Annotated in this window: 13 protein-coding genes; 4 read left to right on the top strand and 9 right to left on the bottom strand. The window is 63.5% G+C overall.

Annotated features, from left to right (window positions below):
- Window positions 1–10 precede the first annotated feature (10 nt).
- Window positions 11–1,012: an RDD family protein gene (locus IHE46_RS08620; protein WP_192164227.1), complete on the top strand. Its 1,002-nt coding sequence runs from the start codon at window positions 11–13 to the stop codon at window positions 1,010–1,012.
- 653 nt (window positions 1,013–1,665) lie between these two features.
- Here the strand turns inward: IHE46_RS08620 and IHE46_RS08610 are convergent.
- Together IHE46_RS08610 and IHE46_RS08605 are read right to left on the bottom strand one after the other, a co-directional pair.
- On the bottom strand, window positions 1,666–2,835 hold the full coding sequence (locus IHE46_RS08610) for an alpha/beta hydrolase (RefSeq protein WP_225562917.1): 1,170 nt from the start codon (window positions 2,833–2,835) through the stop codon (window positions 1,666–1,668).
- A 442-nt stretch (window positions 2,836–3,277) separates the two neighbouring features.
- Window positions 3,278–3,463, bottom strand: a complete 186-nt coding sequence (locus IHE46_RS08605) for a hypothetical protein (protein WP_192164225.1) — start codon at window positions 3,461–3,463, stop codon at window positions 3,278–3,280.
- A 158-nt stretch (window positions 3,464–3,621) separates the two neighbouring features.
- On the opposite strand from IHE46_RS08605, the gene IHE46_RS08600 reads away from it, so the two are divergent.
- The 3 genes from IHE46_RS08600 (at window position 3,622) to IHE46_RS08590 (ending at window position 5,930) form a co-directional block, all read left to right on the top strand.
- On the top strand, window positions 3,622–4,221 hold the full coding sequence (locus IHE46_RS08600; RefSeq protein WP_192164224.1) for a TetR/AcrR family transcriptional regulator: 600 nt from the start codon (window positions 3,622–3,624) through the stop codon (window positions 4,219–4,221).
- A 178-nt stretch (window positions 4,222–4,399) separates the two neighbouring features.
- Window positions 4,400–4,801 carry a VOC family protein gene (locus IHE46_RS08595; protein WP_192164223.1) on the top strand — a complete coding sequence of 134 codons (402 nt, stop codon included), beginning with the start codon at window positions 4,400–4,402 and terminating at the stop codon, window positions 4,799–4,801.
- Window positions 4,802–5,093: 292 nt separating this feature from the next.
- On the top strand, window positions 5,094–5,930 hold the full coding sequence (locus IHE46_RS08590; protein ID WP_192164222.1) for a hypothetical protein: 837 nt from the start codon (window positions 5,094–5,096) through the stop codon (window positions 5,928–5,930).
- 68 nt (window positions 5,931–5,998) lie between these two features.
- Here IHE46_RS08590 and IHE46_RS08585 read toward each other — a convergent pair whose 3' ends face one another.
- The 7 genes from IHE46_RS08585 to IHE46_RS08555 form a co-directional block, all read right to left on the bottom strand.
- Window positions 5,999–6,574 (bottom strand): type 1 glutamine amidotransferase domain-containing protein, encoded by a 576-nt coding sequence (locus IHE46_RS08585; protein ID WP_192164221.1) that lies wholly within the window; start codon window positions 6,572–6,574, stop codon window positions 5,999–6,001.
- A 263-nt stretch (window positions 6,575–6,837) separates the two neighbouring features.
- A complete protein-coding gene (locus IHE46_RS08580; protein ID WP_192164220.1) occupies window positions 6,838–8,919 on the bottom strand; it encodes a beta-L-arabinofuranosidase domain-containing protein in 2,082 nt (693 codons plus the stop codon).
- 330 nt (window positions 8,920–9,249) lie between these two features.
- On the bottom strand, window positions 9,250–10,107 hold the full coding sequence (locus tag IHE46_RS08575; RefSeq protein WP_192164219.1) for a hypothetical protein: 858 nt from the start codon (window positions 10,105–10,107) through the stop codon (window positions 9,250–9,252).
- A 232-nt stretch (window positions 10,108–10,339) separates the two neighbouring features.
- Entirely contained in the window at window positions 10,340–11,185 is an 846-nt protein-coding gene (locus IHE46_RS08570) for an MBL fold metallo-hydrolase (RefSeq protein WP_225562916.1), read from the bottom strand.
- 97 nt (window positions 11,186–11,282) lie between these two features.
- Window positions 11,283–11,927, bottom strand: coding sequence for a glutathione S-transferase family protein (locus IHE46_RS08565; protein WP_192164218.1), 645 nt, complete (start codon window positions 11,925–11,927; stop codon window positions 11,283–11,285).
- Between the two features lie 275 nt (window positions 11,928–12,202).
- Window positions 12,203–12,898 carry a hypothetical protein gene (locus tag IHE46_RS08560; protein ID WP_192164217.1) on the bottom strand — a complete coding sequence of 232 codons (696 nt, stop codon included), beginning with the start codon at window positions 12,896–12,898 and terminating at the stop codon, window positions 12,203–12,205.
- Window positions 12,899–13,103: 205 nt separating this feature from the next.
- A complete protein-coding gene (locus tag IHE46_RS08555; RefSeq protein WP_225562915.1) occupies window positions 13,104–14,090 on the bottom strand; it encodes a hypothetical protein in 987 nt (328 codons plus the stop codon).
- Window positions 14,091–14,149: the final 59 nt, after the last annotated feature.

Here is a 14,149-nt window from a genome sequence, read left to right as displayed (position 1 = left end):
GGAGACAACTATGGATACGTCTGTAACGGAAGGCAGGCAGGATCTCGTCATTGCCGGCTTTTGGCGCCGCCTTGGCGCCTTCGTCATCGATAACCTTATTCTCGCCGCCATCGGGCTGACCCTTGGCGCTCTGTGCTTCGATCCACTCGCGCGCATGGGCACGCCGACGGCACAACTGATCGGTTTCGCCATTGCGCTGGCGTATTTCGGTGTACTCAACAGTCGCCTCGGCAATGGGCAGACGCTGGCCAACCGCTGGCTTGGTATCCGTGTGGTGAATGCGCAGGGGCAGCCACTGTCGCTACCGCGTGCCCTGCTTCGCTACATCGTGTTGGACGGACTGTTCCTCTTGAACCTTCTGCCGATCCAGTCTGCGGTAGTGCAGCCAGCCAGTATCGGGGTGCTCATTGTCCAAGCGCTGCTCGCAGCACTGGTGATGGGTGGCAGCTTCGTCATCGTCTATCTCGCCATCTTCAACTGCCGCACGCGACAGTCCCTGCATGACCTGGTGGTGGGCTCCTACGTGGTGCGTGCGCAGCCGCAGACGGGGGAGGCGCATTTCGCGCATGTCTGGCGTGGTCACTTCGTGGTGGCGGCCCTGATCGCGCTGCTCTTCCTGGGCACGCCCTTCGCCATCAAGCGGTTCGCCCAGAACGAGTATGCAGAGTTGCTGCCGTTGGAACGAACGCTCCAGGCCCAACCGCATGCTATGGACGTACAAGTGATACGTGAGACGCGGTTCATCGCGCCCTCTGGCTACGGCCGTTCAACTTTCCGTTACCTGACGGCACAACTGCGCATCAATGCTCCGATGATTCACGATGCCGGCTATGCCCGCGGAGTCGCGGAGATACTGGCCAAGGGCGATCCGCATCTGGCTCAGGAAGACATGGTCACGGTGACCCTGATCTATGGCTACAACCTCGGCATCGCATCGTGGTCGAGCAAGCAGATCTATTCGTACAAGCCGAAAGAGTTGCTGGATGTGGGGAGTAGTGGGACTGGTACTTAAGGAAACATCAGTGTTAGGGGAGGCGAGTTTGAAGATGGCTTAACGGCCTTTGGCCTTTTTGCCAGAAACTCAAGCACAAGATTAGGTGAGTGTGCTTTCCGGTGAGTTGGGTGTGCAAACCACACCTCGACTACAGCCTGGATTTGGATAATTCAACGCGAGGGAGCTATGTTATTGCGACGCATCGGCATTGCGGGGGCGCTAATGCTATTGGCTGGTTGTGCGCCGGTGAAGCATGACCCTGTGATGGTTCCAGTAACCATTGTTAGTCGCACACAGGTGCATTACCCGATCCTGGCGATTCGGGAAGCTCATGAGGGGACGGCTGTTGTTCTTGTTCTGGTTGGTGCGAATGGGCAGAACATGGACATGCGAATAGACAAGAGCAGCGGATATCGTGAACTTGATAGAGCCGCCCTTGCTTGTGTGCACGAGTGGGTGTTCAGGCCAGAGACGGTCGACGGTGTGCCAACCCAATCTTACGCACGAATCCCGGTCAGGTTCGATTTCGGCGTGCAAAGGAAACAAATTCAATTGAATGCGGCTAATCGTCCAATACTTCAGTACTTTCCGAACTCCACCACGCCGCCTCCACCTCCACCTCAACATTAAGGTGGAGAAGGATTAATGGCGCATGGTCTCGGTTGCCCGCATTACTTCGATGCGGGCTGCACCATCTCCAGTGCCTGCACGACCGCCTTGACCACCGCATTCGGCTGATCGATCTGGATCTCATGCGAGGTATCCGCAACATGCACCAGCGTGCCACGGGAGGAGGTGGCGACGATCTGCGCTTGCGTGTGGGCCCGAGCTTCTTCCAGCCCTTTGCGGTCGCGCGGCAGCGCATCGGCATAGGTATTGGCGGCGGACAGCACGATCAGCGGCGTCGAGCCGTGCGTCTCCTGCTTTGACACCGGCGGCTTGAACACCGCGAGATTGTTTTGCAGCACCGACACCACGGTGCGCCAGTACGCAGGCTTCGACATCAGAGCCAGATTCACTGCATTGAGCTTGGCGCTGGCATTCGGATCGGGGCCGCCGAGACATTGGCTCAGTTCTTTGTTGGTGGTCGTCAGCTCGTGCTTTTCGGCGGCAGCCTCGCACTGGTGAAGAAACGCGAACCGCTGTCCCGAGAGCGTGTCCTCATCCTTCTGCCAGGCGGGGGCAAACCGGCCGATGTCCTGCGCGGGCGGATCGAGCAGCACCATCGCGCTCACGTCCGCCGGGTAGCGGCTCGCGTACTGCCGAACGATGTTGCTGCCCAGCGAATGCCCCACCATCACCAGCGGGGTCGCCAGGGCGGCGTGCTGGATCAGCGCGTGCAGATCCGCCACGTCGGCGTCGAGGTCGCGCGGCAACGGCCCCTCGCTGCTGAAGCCGAAGCCGGCCCGGTCGTATGCGCAGACGCGCGCGTGGGTGGCCAGGAGCGGCTGCACCTTGAACCACGTGGAGGAATCGGCAAGCGCGCCAGCCTCCAGCAAGACTGTCTGCGGGCCGCTGCCCGAACAACGCAGGTTGAGGACGCGGCCCTGGCCAAGGTCGATCAACTTCGCTGCTTGCGCATAGCTGTCCGGCATGCGCTGCTGCTTGGCGGCGTGGCTGGCATCGGTAGCCTGGGCCTGGCCGAACAGCATGACCAGCAAAAGGGCGCTGCCCGCTTTCAGGTGCATCGTGTTCAAGGCATGTCTCCCGCTGATGGCCCGGAGAGAGTGCCGGGCAGGCTTTTTCATCGACTGGAGGCGGCGCAGGAAGTTCAGGGGCTTCGGGCCACTTGGACAAAGCGAGCGGCACTTCGTGCAGTTGACCCGCGAAACTTCGGTCAAAGCGAGAACCAGGGTCAGCGTGAACTTTCCTACCTCGAAAGGGCCCCCTTGATCCGGCTTCTCCGAGCTCTGAGCTCCACGTGCCGAGCTTTTTTCTCCAACGACCGAGCTTTTTGCTCCACGCGCCGAGCAAAAAGCTCGGCGGCCCGAGTTCCAGAGCTCGGCCGTTGGACAAATTTTCAGCAACCGCCGAGCAAAAAGCTCGGGCGCCCAGGCTCGGAGCTCGGCGGCCCGAGCAAATGGCTGCATGTACCGAGCAAAAAGCTCGGCTCGCGGAGCAGATGATCTCGGTGGCCCGAGCTCATGACTCCACCGCCCGAGCTGCGAACTCGGCCAACGCCGCTCGAATCCCCAGCGATCGCGGGTCCTGGGCAAACGCTGCCGCTTACCGGCACACCGTCGCTCTTCAATAGCCCGCGGCCGGTGAGCCGCTGCCCGCCGATCAGCGGTGCGGGCTGCGCTTCTTATCCTTGGGGTTCTGCGGCGCCTGGCCCGTATGCGCGGGGTCGCGCGCAAACCGCTTCGTCGAGTGAAACTGCCCCGCATCCTCGGTCACAGCATTGACCTTCTTGCTGGAGTACACCGCGTGGATGTCCGCGATAGTCATAGCCTGGGGTGCTTTGCTCATGCTGGCCACACGGTGGAAGAGGAATGTCCAGCCACCATACTCTCAAACGGTTGTCTGCGTGACGGCAAGGGAGTGGCCTCTCCGCGCGGTGTCCGTGATGCGCAACGGATGCGGGTGTTGTGGGTTTTGATCCGCTTCGCTCGTAGAATTTCACGGGTATGAGTGAATCGCCGCCCTCGCTGCATCCGCGCAAGAAACCCGTGCAGCCACGTGCGGTCGAAACCTATGCCTGCATGCTCGAGGCGGCGGCGCAGGTCATCGAGCAGTATGGGGTAGGGGCTTTCAACACCAACGTGGTGGCCGAGCGGGCGGGCGTGAGCATCGGTTCGCTCTACCAGTATTTCCCCGGCAAGGATGCGTTGCTGATCGCGCTGATGCGGCGCGAAAAGGAGCGCTTCGGCAAAGACGCTGCGGCGGCGCTGGAGGCATCCGATGGCCGCGCCGCACTGGTGCATTTGGTGGGCGCAGCTGTTCGCCACCAGTTCGAGCGTCCGGAGCTGGCACGCCTGCTGGACGTGGAAGAGGCGCGGCCCGAAGCGGAGCGCGAGGTGAAGGCGGCCAGCAACTATCGCGAGCTGCTGCGCGCCACGCTGGATCGCCCGGATCTGCCGCCCCAGCCGGATCCGGAAGTCGCCACCGACCATCTCGCTGCGCTGGTACGTCTGCTGGTCGACGACGCCGGTGCGCGGGGCGAGTCGGACACGGCACGCCTTGAACGGCGCGTGCTGGGCGCGATGCTGGGTTACCTCAACGCGTAGCCCGGCATGGCGCGCGACGAAATGTGAGCAATGGCGTTGCGCGCAGGCGTGCGGTGCGGCTTCGCGCCTGTGCTGGCGCGGGTTGCGCGCGATGGGGTGTATGCGAGTTGGCCGACGCGGAGGCGTTCGACATCATGAAACCTCCCGAATCACCCGATTCGTCACGCCCGGAAATCCCATGTCTGACGCACTTTCCCCCATGAAGCTCAACCATCTCAGTTTCCCTTCCAGCGACCCGGCGCGCACGGCCGATTTCTTCAAGACCTACCTCGGATTCACGATAGCGCCGATGTCGGGGCACTGGATCCTGAAGCGCCCCGGTTTCGACGTGGTCATCGAGGATGTGGAAGCGGAGGCGCCGCAGTGGCCGAGCAGTTTCCACGTGGGCTTCGAGCTGCCGTCGCGCGCCGATGTCGAGTCGCTGTACACAAGGATGCTGGCCGATGGCGTGCCGATGGAAACGGCGGTCATCGACCACGAACGCGGCTCACGCTTTTTCTGCCGTGCACCCGGCGGAGTGATGTTCGAGTTGAACACCCGTGCGGATGCGGCGCCGGAATACCGCGGTACGTTCGACTGAGGCAAGGTCACGCGGGACGAAGGGTAGGGGAAGGACGGGTAGGGGAAGGTTCGCTTTCTTCCCGCGTGTACGTCACGCAACGTTCGATGGGTAGGCCGGACACTGACGAAACGTCGGGCCTAGGCTTCGACCACGGCACGAAAAATCATCGCAACAGGTCGCGTGTCGCGCGCTCTTCGGAACTGCATTGCGCGACGCCACTTCACGCCCCATCAACTTCCAGTTCACTGCGAGGCGACTCCCTGATCGCGATAGTCGGGTCCATGTGTTTCCCGACGACAGAGGATGGATCGTGGCGCTTCCCCAACACAACGCACGCACTTTCTCCCTGCTGGCCACGGCCGTGGCGCTCGGTGTGGCATCCACTGCCGCATCGGCCCAGCAGTCTCCCGCACTCGATCGCGTCAGTCTGTGGCTGGGCGGTTACTACTCCAACAACGACACCACGCTCACGGCCCAGGGGCGCAATGCGTTCACGGGTCTCGAAGGCAAGCTCAACTTCGAGAACGACCTGGGGCTGAAGAAGCGCAGCCTGGACCCGCGCATACGTGCGGATTTCCTGCTCGGCGACAGCCAGGGCTTTTCGTTCGACTATTACCAGATCCACCGCAGCCGCACTGCCGATTACAACGAGCCCATCCCTGTGCTGAATACGGACGTGGGCGCACACCTCAAGGGCATCGCCGATTACGACTTCGGTTCGGCGTCGTACAAGTGGTGGTTCGGCCACCAGAACGACGTGTTCGGCCTGGGCGTGGGCGCGGCCTACTACAAGGTGGATTTCAGGGTGAACGGCTCGGCGTACCTTGGCGACCTGAGCGGCTCGGCCTCGGCGGGCTACGACAAGAGCGAATGGGCGCCGATGCTCTCGCTGGGCTGGCGCCATGCGTTCAACGACCAGTGGCGCATGTATGCCGACGTGTCCGGCGTGAAGAAGAACGGCGGCGATCTCAGCGGACACATCTGGAATGGCGCGCTCGGCGTCGAATGGTTCCCGTGGCAGCACCTTGGCCTGGCGCTGGAATACTCGGCATCCCACCTGTACTTGAACAAGCGCTACCAGAACGCCACCGCCAAGCTGGATCTGCAGTCCGACGGCCCTGCGCTCTATCTGCGTGCACGCTTCTGATGTTGAACAAATGGCATCGCCATGCCTGAGGCTTGAGTTGGCTTTGAAGAGATAGCAGGCCTGAAGACCTAGGCTGCCTTGGCAAGCGCGCCGATGACGGCATCGGTGAACGCCGGGATATCCGCTGGTTTGCGGCTGGTTATCAACTGGCCATCGCGGACCACTTCGGTGTCCTGCCACTGCGCGCCTGCGTTTTCCAGATCCGCGCGCAGCGATGGCCACGAAGTCACCTTGTGCCCGCGGACCAAGCCTGCATCGATCAGTGTCCAGGGGCCGTGGCAGATCGCCGCGATCGGTTTGCGGGTGTTGCCAAATGCCTTGATCAAAGCGATGACGTTCGGCTCGAGCCGCAGCCTGTCGGGATTCATCACGCCACCAGGCAACACCAGTGCGTCATAGCGATCCATCATGGTATTTATGAGTTCGGGGTCTTTCTCGCTCCCCAGCACCACATCCACTGGCACGCGGCCGTACCAGTTTCCGTCGCGCCACCCACGGATCTCATTCGCGTTGCCAGGTGCGACTACGCTTGTCTGCGCTCCTGCCTGCTCCAGCAGTCGTTTTGGTTCCGTCAGTTCGGAATGTTCGAATCCGTCTGTAGCAAGGATCGCGATCCAACAACGCGCCAAGTTGGTCGAGGACATAGCATTCTCCTGCTCAAAAAAAGCAGGATCGACGCTTCCATGTGTGGGTGGCGTCACTCGCTAGTGAAAGGCGGCGTCACCTGATTAAAAGCAGCACGCGCGATGCTTATGAAGCCAATGCGCACGCATCCTTCGTCCTAGAGCGAAAAAGCCCGTGGGTCGCCCGCAGGAGGAAGCAGGCAAATACTCGCTGACACAGGCAAGCGCATTTGGGCTTGCGGACGCGATGGGAAGTTCTTGAACCTGAGACGCCGCTGCATGCCTCAGCTCACATGGTCATCCTTGGGATGCTCGTCGCTGCCCGGCGCTAGCAGCGGGAAGGCGGTGATACGGAGCTTGGGCGCGGCATAGGGCAACAGGGTGAGCATCTCCGGCGTGTCGGCCGCATCGGCCTGAGGGCGTCGCGGCACCGGATCGGCAGCACCTTCTTCGGCTTTCCAACTGGCCACTGCGCGACCTTGCACGCTGAGCGTCACCGGCGGTTGGTGGCGCGAGAACGGTATGGCGCCGACCGGTTGCTCGGTTCGGTGGAAGCTCGCGTTTTCCGGCAGGCCCATGTTCCAGCGCGAGGCTGGATACACCTGCCAGTCGGCGGTCAGCCCGCGCTGGCGCCACTTGATCCACGACTCCGCGATGGGCAGCGCGAACACCAGCGCACCGTCGCGCACGCTGACCGAGTCGTTGAAGCCCGGCACCGTTGTCGGCTTGCTCGCAAACGTCAGCGCGATCGTGTCGCCCGGCTGCCACGCGCGGTGCAGCGTGACGAAACGCCCGGCTTGCTCTGTTGCTTGCGCATGGCCATTCACGGTCAGGGTCGATGCGGTGGCCCAACCCGGGATGCGCAGCTTCAGCGCGAAGGCGGTGGCTTGCGCCGGATGCAGGGTGATTTCCACACGCGAGCGGAACGGGTAGTCGGTGTTCTGCTCGATGCGCAGTGGCACGCTCTGCACGGCGGTCTGCACGGTGCAGGGCGCATAGACCATCGCAGCGATGCCGCCGTCCGCCGTTGCCATCCACAGGCTGGCGGTGAGCTTGGGCCAGCCCTGGTGGAAGTTGGCGGTGCAGCAGCCGAAGTGCGGCTCCAGCCCGAACAGGTTGGCCTCCGGGCCGTTGCTGGTCCACGGGCGCCGATGCAGGCTGCATTCCACCTGGTTGGATTCCTGGTCGTACTGATGCGCCCACATGTCGTCGGTGAAGGTGCCGGGCAGTGCGTTGTAGGCAATCGTCTCCAGCCGGTCAGCCAGGGCCGCGTCGCCGGTGATGGCCAGCGCCACTTCCAGCGAAAACATCGTCTCCACCACCGTGCACAGTTCGGTGCCCTGCGATGGGTTGCGGCCGGCGAGGTGCTCGTCGGCCGAGAACATGCCGTTCGGCATGCCGTGGTAGGTGTCGAGCATTGCCAGTTGGTGATGCACGGCTTCGCGATCCTGCGCGCTGCCCGAGACCAGCGACCACACGGGCGAAGACTTGATCGACATGCCGATGTTGACGCCATGCACGCGCTGGCCGAGGTCTTTCATGAAGACCGCGTCGCCGCCCTTGGCTTCGAGCGCGGCCACATCGACTTTTTCCTTGAAGCGGAAGTCGGCGAACATGCCCTGCCAGTCGAAGCCCTGTTGGTGCAGCAGGTTTGCCAGTTGCAGCAGGCGCGCATCGCCGGTGCGGTCGTAGAGCCACAGCACGGAGAGCAGTTCGTCCTGCCAGCGCGAGCGGCCCCAGTCGCGCAGCGGCCGCTGCGGCAGCGCGCCCAGCTGGTAGGCGAAGTAGTTCGTCATCAGCGGTATCACCCGCGCATCGCCGGTGAGCTCGTGGTACTGCGTGAGCACCTTGAGCATGACCATGCGCGGCCACCAGTCGTCGTTGCTGCGCGGGCCGAACATGCCGTTGGGCCACGGATGCTCCAGCGTCCAGTCGATGAACTTCTGCGCTTTCGCCTTGAGCACGGGCGAATCCAACTGCCAGGCCAGCGGCAGCAAGCCGTCGAGGAAGTAGGGTCCGCGTTCCCAGGATTCGCCGGTGCCGCCCAGCCAGCCGCTGTTGGGGCCCACGTCGGCCCAGGTTTCGTCCAGGTGGCCGCCGAGCCCGGACGCCTGAATTTCGAGCTGGCGACGCAACCAGCCGGCAGGCTTGATGGCACCGGCGGGCAATCGACGGAAAGGTTGCTGCGCCAGCGGCGCGCGTGAGGGTAAGGGCGCACCCGCAGCGACGCCGGCATTAGCCTGCGGTGCCAGGCCGGGTGTGGAGCTCGCCGCACGCACGGCGCCGGGCAGCATCGCCGCCAGCCCCAGTGCGCCCGATGCGCGCAGAAAATCGCGTCTGCCTTGTAGCGGATCACGCTGGGTCATGCAGGGTCTCCGTGCTGAATCTGACGATTCTGCGGCGCGTGAGGAGAGCGCCTGTCATCGCCATGAAGCGCTTATCGACGGAGCGATAATAGTACGACAATTGGGTTTCTTGATTCCCCGAGTCCTCTTTGGGACCGAAGGGCACACGCATGGGTGCACCGAACTGAAAAAGGGACGGGGCCATCAAAAGCGCTTGATGACCCCGTCCCTATTGTCGCCGTGATGGCAGCAGCTCCATCCACCGGCTAGCGAGTTGAGCCAGGGCTCCCGGTTTGCCGCCGGAAGTGATCCTGGCCCGTTTTGATCCCGACTGGCGGCGGGTGCTGTCGCTTATTTGGAGGCCGAAGGCTGCACGGCCGAGCCTGCCGCCGCGGGCGGCGCGGCCGTGGTCGCGCCGGCAGGCTGTGCGCCTGCGGGGAATTGACCGACCTGCAGGGCGAACGGTGCCTGTTGCCCGGACGGCAGCGCCGTGGGGTCGGCGTACACCTCAATCGTATAGGTCGTCGCCGCGGTCGACGCTGGCGCGGACCAGGTGTTCGAGCCGGTCGTGCTGCTGTCGACCAACTGCTTCGGCGTCGCGTCCTGCACCTTGAAATGCACCTGCGGATTCTTCGAGACGAGATTGACCGAGACCGTCATGCCCGCCGCAATGGAAACGGTGAAGTCGTGTGCGGCGGCGCCGGCCGCCAGGCTACCGTCCTGTTCCGCCCAGGGCTTGTTGGGCTGGAAGGTCACGGCGGTCGTCGGGGGGCGCAGGTCTTCAGCGCCGTATTCCCCGATCTGCAGCGCGTATTTCGCGGTCTCCTCGCGCTTTACCGCATCAGGGTCCAGGTAGACCTGGATCGTGTACGTGCCGGCCGCCGCAATGGGCGTCGACCAGTTGGAGGCACCCGTCTTATGGGAGTCGACCATTTCCTGGCTGCTGCCCTGGTCGGTCACCTTGAAATACGCGTTCGCGTTGTTGCTGATGAGCTTGATCTGCAAGGTCTTGCCCGTCGCGACCGCCACCGCGTAATCGTACGAGCTGCCGTCATGGTCGAGTTTGCCGATTTCCTGCGCCCAGACGCTGTTTGCCGGAAAGGTCACCGTGTCCGGCGTGGCGGCAAAGGCCGGCAGCGCCATGCAGGCAGCGGCCATGCCGAGGCCCACGCTTAGGGCGGTGCTGCGGAGAAAAGGGGAGCGTGACATGGGTGGAATCCTCGAGTCGTTGGGTATGCGGTGATCAAACCGGGGAAAGGCGGCCATGACAATTTTTGATGACGGCTGGGGCTTGGAGCAAGAGCAGCAGGGGGTGGCGGCCATTAAACCGCCGTAACAGGGGCAGGTTCAGGGGTCTCGTGCCCTTTGCCTGGTGCCTTGTTCCGCCCCCATGCGTTGCTCCCCTGTTGACGGCCACCCGCACGGAGCGGTGATCCCGCCCTTACACCACAAACCGGAAAGCTGCGCCATCGCGAACCACGCGGCCAGCGGTTGGGGCAGCGAAATGGGTGCCGATGACCAGCACGGGCTGGTCGGCCCATTCGGCGAAGAGGCGCCAGCGGGTGTGAATGGCCGCTTCCGGGTCGCTGTCGCCGAACCGCCAGTCCGGATGCCCCAGCTGGCAAGGGTGGTGGGTCATGTCGCCGGTGATCACCGCACGCGCGCCCTCGGATTCGATCATCACGCTGACGTGCCCCGGCGTGTGGCCGAGGGAAGGCACGAGCCGGATCTCCGGCGATATCCCATGGTCCAGCTCCACCAGTTGCACGAGCCCGGCATCGAAGACCGGCTGGATGCTGTCGCCCATCATCGCCTGCTGCTCTTCGTCGTCGTGGTTGCGCCAGTAGTCGTATTCCTGCCGGCCGATGAGGTAGCGCGCCTTCGGGAAGGTGGGCACCCACTGGCCGTTCTCCAGCATCGTGTTCCAGCCCACGTGGTCGACGTGCAGGTGCGTGCATACCACGGCATCGACGCCTTCGCGCGACCAGCCTGCCTCGGCCAGGTGTTGCAGAAACGGCGTCGACAGCGGCTCGTCGCCGGTGATCTCGCGCGGCCGGTCGTTGCCGACGCAGGTATCGACGACCAGCTTCAGCCCGGGTGCCTCGACCAGCAGCGCATGGACGCTGAGATGCAGCGTGCTGTCGTCCTCGCTGACGAAATGCGGATACAGCCACGGCAACTTGCGCAGCTCTGCCGCCGTGGCCTGCGGCAAGCACGCGGCCGGCACCGGCAGATCCATCTCGACAACGCGGGTGATCTTCACGCGACCTACTTGCCAGCTCAGCATCGCACTCACCTCATCGCAAGGTTCGACTCCCGAACGGAGTCACGTTCACGGCTTGGCCTGGTACTCGAAACGGCGTGTCGGGACTGAAGAAGCGGAGTCATGGAACAGGTGTTCTGGCAAACCATGCCTTTCTGGATTGGCAGGTTTCCATGGCGCGCCGGTAGCCTTCGCGCGCGGTGGTGCGAGCCATATAGGATCGCTCTATTTCGCCAAGGACGACACCGGCGCCGTGCTGCGCCAGTTCCAGCGCGTAGGTGACCGAAATGTCGGCGGCCGTGAACCGCTCGCCGGCGAGATAGGGCGTGCGTGCCACCTGTCGCGTCACCAGACCGAGCCGGGTCTGGAAGACGTCCATGGCTTGGTCGGCACTCCAGTTCTGCCGTTCGGACTCCGGCGCAAAATTGCGTGCACCCACGACGAAGTAGATGGAGGCCGCGAGGCCGGCTTCGCCAAGGTGGAGGAACTGCTGGTAGGCGGGGAACGCAGGGTCGTGCGGGGCGGGCGCCAGCGGCGTGGGCCCGTAGCGGGCCATCAGATACTCCATGATCGCGATGGACTCGACCATGGTGACGTCGCCGTCCCGGATCGCGGGGATGAAACCGGCAGGGTTGATCGCCAGGAACTCCGGGTCTTTCTCGACGCCGGCTATGAGGTCCACCGGCCTCAACCGGTGCGCTAGCCCCATCTCTTCCAGCAGCCAGATGACCCGAAAGCCTCTACCTTCGCCATAGACCGTGATCATCGTCAGCCATCCTCCTGTGGTTCGGCCCTATCGGCCCTGTGACAGGAAGACGAACGGGGCCTTCGGAAATCGACATGGGCTGTTCGTCTGCTGCCCTGCGGTAGGGGGATTAAACAGAACAGGGGGCAACGAGGCTTTTTGAACAGCGGGTATAGGGGCGGGAGGGAATTAAACAAAACAAGAGGCGGGGCAGTCTTTTGAAGAGTTTGAGGAGGGCAGGCCGTCTCCCGCTCACCGCCCCGGCTTCCTTGGTGGCCCAAGCCTCGTCGGGCCGCCTATGTAAGCGCCTTGCTGAGCAAAGTCTCGTAAAGCTGAAGCCGCAGCCTTTCGCTGATTAGCCGCACGCTCGAGTAGTAGCCATAAACCAGCGCAAAAATCAGGACGATCTCTATCCAGCTGGGGTGGGGCGGCCAATGCATATCCTTGAACTGCAGATAGAGCGCGATAAGGACGGGTAGGGCACCCAGCTTTTCGATGCTGCCGGTGAATAGAGGGAGCTTCTCTTTCATGCGCGCATGCCGGTAGGTGACGAACTCGCCCAATGTCTTCCGTTGGTCGACTGGGAAGGTGCGCAACCACGTGACCAGCTCCATATGATGGGGCAGATCGAAATCCAGCTGCTCGGCGAACTCGCGCCGTTGCCTGGCGAATGTCGGCCACTTCTTTGGCAGATCGGAAAGGATGGCTACAACGACGCCTACAATCTCTACGAGTATGCCTATAGAGGCGAGAATGAATGTGTAGATTGCATTGCTCGGAAGCAACTTGACGCTGAGCAAGCCAACCAGTGCGCCGGTGGCTGCAGCTATGAATCCCCATTTGGGGTTGATCGGTAGGATCGTGGGCGTTTCTGGAAATTGGGGCAGTGCGTCGATCTTTGCGTTCAACGCAGCGAACGTGAGCGTCGGAGAATCCGCCACGTCGTAATGCACCGCCGCACCGGCGTCTTCGCCTTCCTTGTCCGTGGCCATGTCTCCCCCCCCCGAGCTTTGGCAGCCAGTGAGACATGACCCTGTGCGAAATCAGGAAGGTTTGCAACCGGTGCCGCAGGTACAGGGTTGCTGCCCGCACCCCCGACCTGCGGCTACCCGGCTGCAAGCCTTCCTGATCTCACACGGGTATCTATGACTGCCAAGACGCGCCGTGGTTCCCGCATGGAAAACGCAGGGAAGTGCATCAGTGCGAACTTGCGCTCGCGGCAGCCGCCGGCGCTGCCGACTCGGCGGCCGCGCGCTTGGCCGTATCCGCCGGACACCAGGTCTTGAGGCGCTTGCCGGCGCGGAACAGGTCGATGCATACGCGCATCTCGGCCTGGAAGGCCAGGTCGGGCGTATTGATCGGGCAGCCATCCGACAACGGCTTGCCGTCGTTGTATTCGGCAATGCAGCTCGCAAGCGGCGGTGCCTTGATCGCGTGCGTATCGCCGGCCAGCGGTGGCGGCGGCAGGTTGAGGCGCTCGTCGCGATCCTTGGGCGAGGGCGGCGGGGGAGTCACGCCGCACAGCAGGTTGGTGGCCGTGCTGCGCTTGGTGGGGTCGCACACGCTGTTGGCGATCGCATGGATCGCATCGCCGATATGGCGACCCACCGCGCCACCGGCGGTCTCGTTCGGTGGCGGGAAATACTTTTCGAAGCGAGTGGGCTTGTAGTGCATGTGGTTGCTGTCGTGCTGCATGATCTGCCGATCGTCCGCAGGCTTGGCCGGTTTGGCCGCGGCGCTCGTCGCCACCGGGATGTTGGTCAGCGAGGGCGGCAGCCGTATCGAGCCGTCCTTGGCGAACACGCTGCTGGCGGCTGGCGTGGTTGCGGAGGCCGCCGTCGCAGGGTGCGCTTCATGATTCTGCACGACCATGGCGTCGCGCCGCGGCTTCTCGTGCGACACGGGGCGAACGCGCGGGGGCGCCGCCGGTTGCGGCGATACCAAGGCGGGCAACGTGGGTGGCGCAGGCGGCGGTGCGGTGTGCGGCGTGCTGGCGTCATCCAGCAGGCGCACGACCAGCATCTGGTCCTCCTTGCCAGACGCCGTCGCCAGATCTTGCGGCTTGGGCTGCATCGCAGACCACAGCATCAGCGCGAACAGCACGTGCAGTGCCAATACCAAGGCCAGCACGAGCACCCGCGCCCCGCGCGTCAGCGCGGGCTGTCGCCAGCGCCGGAGGCTCAAGCTCTCGCGCGTGTCGCTGTCGAGCCACGCCAGGCCGCGCGCACGGTCCTCTTCCTGTT

The organism is Rhodanobacter sp. DHG33 (assembly GCF_014843005.1).
Lineage (GTDB): Bacteria > Pseudomonadota > Gammaproteobacteria > Xanthomonadales > Rhodanobacteraceae > Rhodanobacter_A.
This window is presented reverse-complemented; position numbering and strand designations above follow the sequence as displayed.

Coding starts and splice junctions, on each gene's coding strand:
- IHE46_RS08620 (WP_192164227.1), top strand. CDS start 11: ATGGATACGTCTGTAACGGAAGGCAGGCAGGATCTCGTCATTGCCGGC.
- IHE46_RS08605 (WP_192164225.1), bottom strand. CDS start 3,463: ATGAGCAAAGCACCCCAGGCTATGACTATCGCGGACATCCACGCGGTG.
- IHE46_RS08600 (WP_192164224.1), top strand. CDS start 3,622: ATGAGTGAATCGCCGCCCTCGCTGCATCCGCGCAAGAAACCCGTGCAG.
- IHE46_RS08595 (WP_192164223.1), top strand. CDS start 4,400: ATGTCTGACGCACTTTCCCCCATGAAGCTCAACCATCTCAGTTTCCCT.
- IHE46_RS08585 (WP_192164221.1), bottom strand. CDS start 6,574: ATGTCCTCGACCAACTTGGCGCGTTGTTGGATCGCGATCCTTGCTACA.
- IHE46_RS08580 (WP_192164220.1), bottom strand. CDS start 8,919: ATGACCCAGCGTGATCCGCTACAAGGCAGACGCGATTTTCTGCGCGCA.
- IHE46_RS08575 (WP_192164219.1), bottom strand. CDS start 10,107: ATGTCACGCTCCCCTTTTCTCCGCAGCACCGCCCTAAGCGTGGGCCTC.
- IHE46_RS08570 (WP_225562916.1), bottom strand. CDS start 11,185: ATGCTGAGCTGGCAAGTAGGTCGCGTGAAGATCACCCGCGTTGTCGAG.
- IHE46_RS08565 (WP_192164218.1), bottom strand. CDS start 11,927: ATGATCACGGTCTATGGCGAAGGTAGAGGCTTTCGGGTCATCTGGCTG.
- IHE46_RS08560 (WP_192164217.1), bottom strand. CDS start 12,898: ATGGCCACGGACAAGGAAGGCGAAGACGCCGGTGCGGCGGTGCATTAC.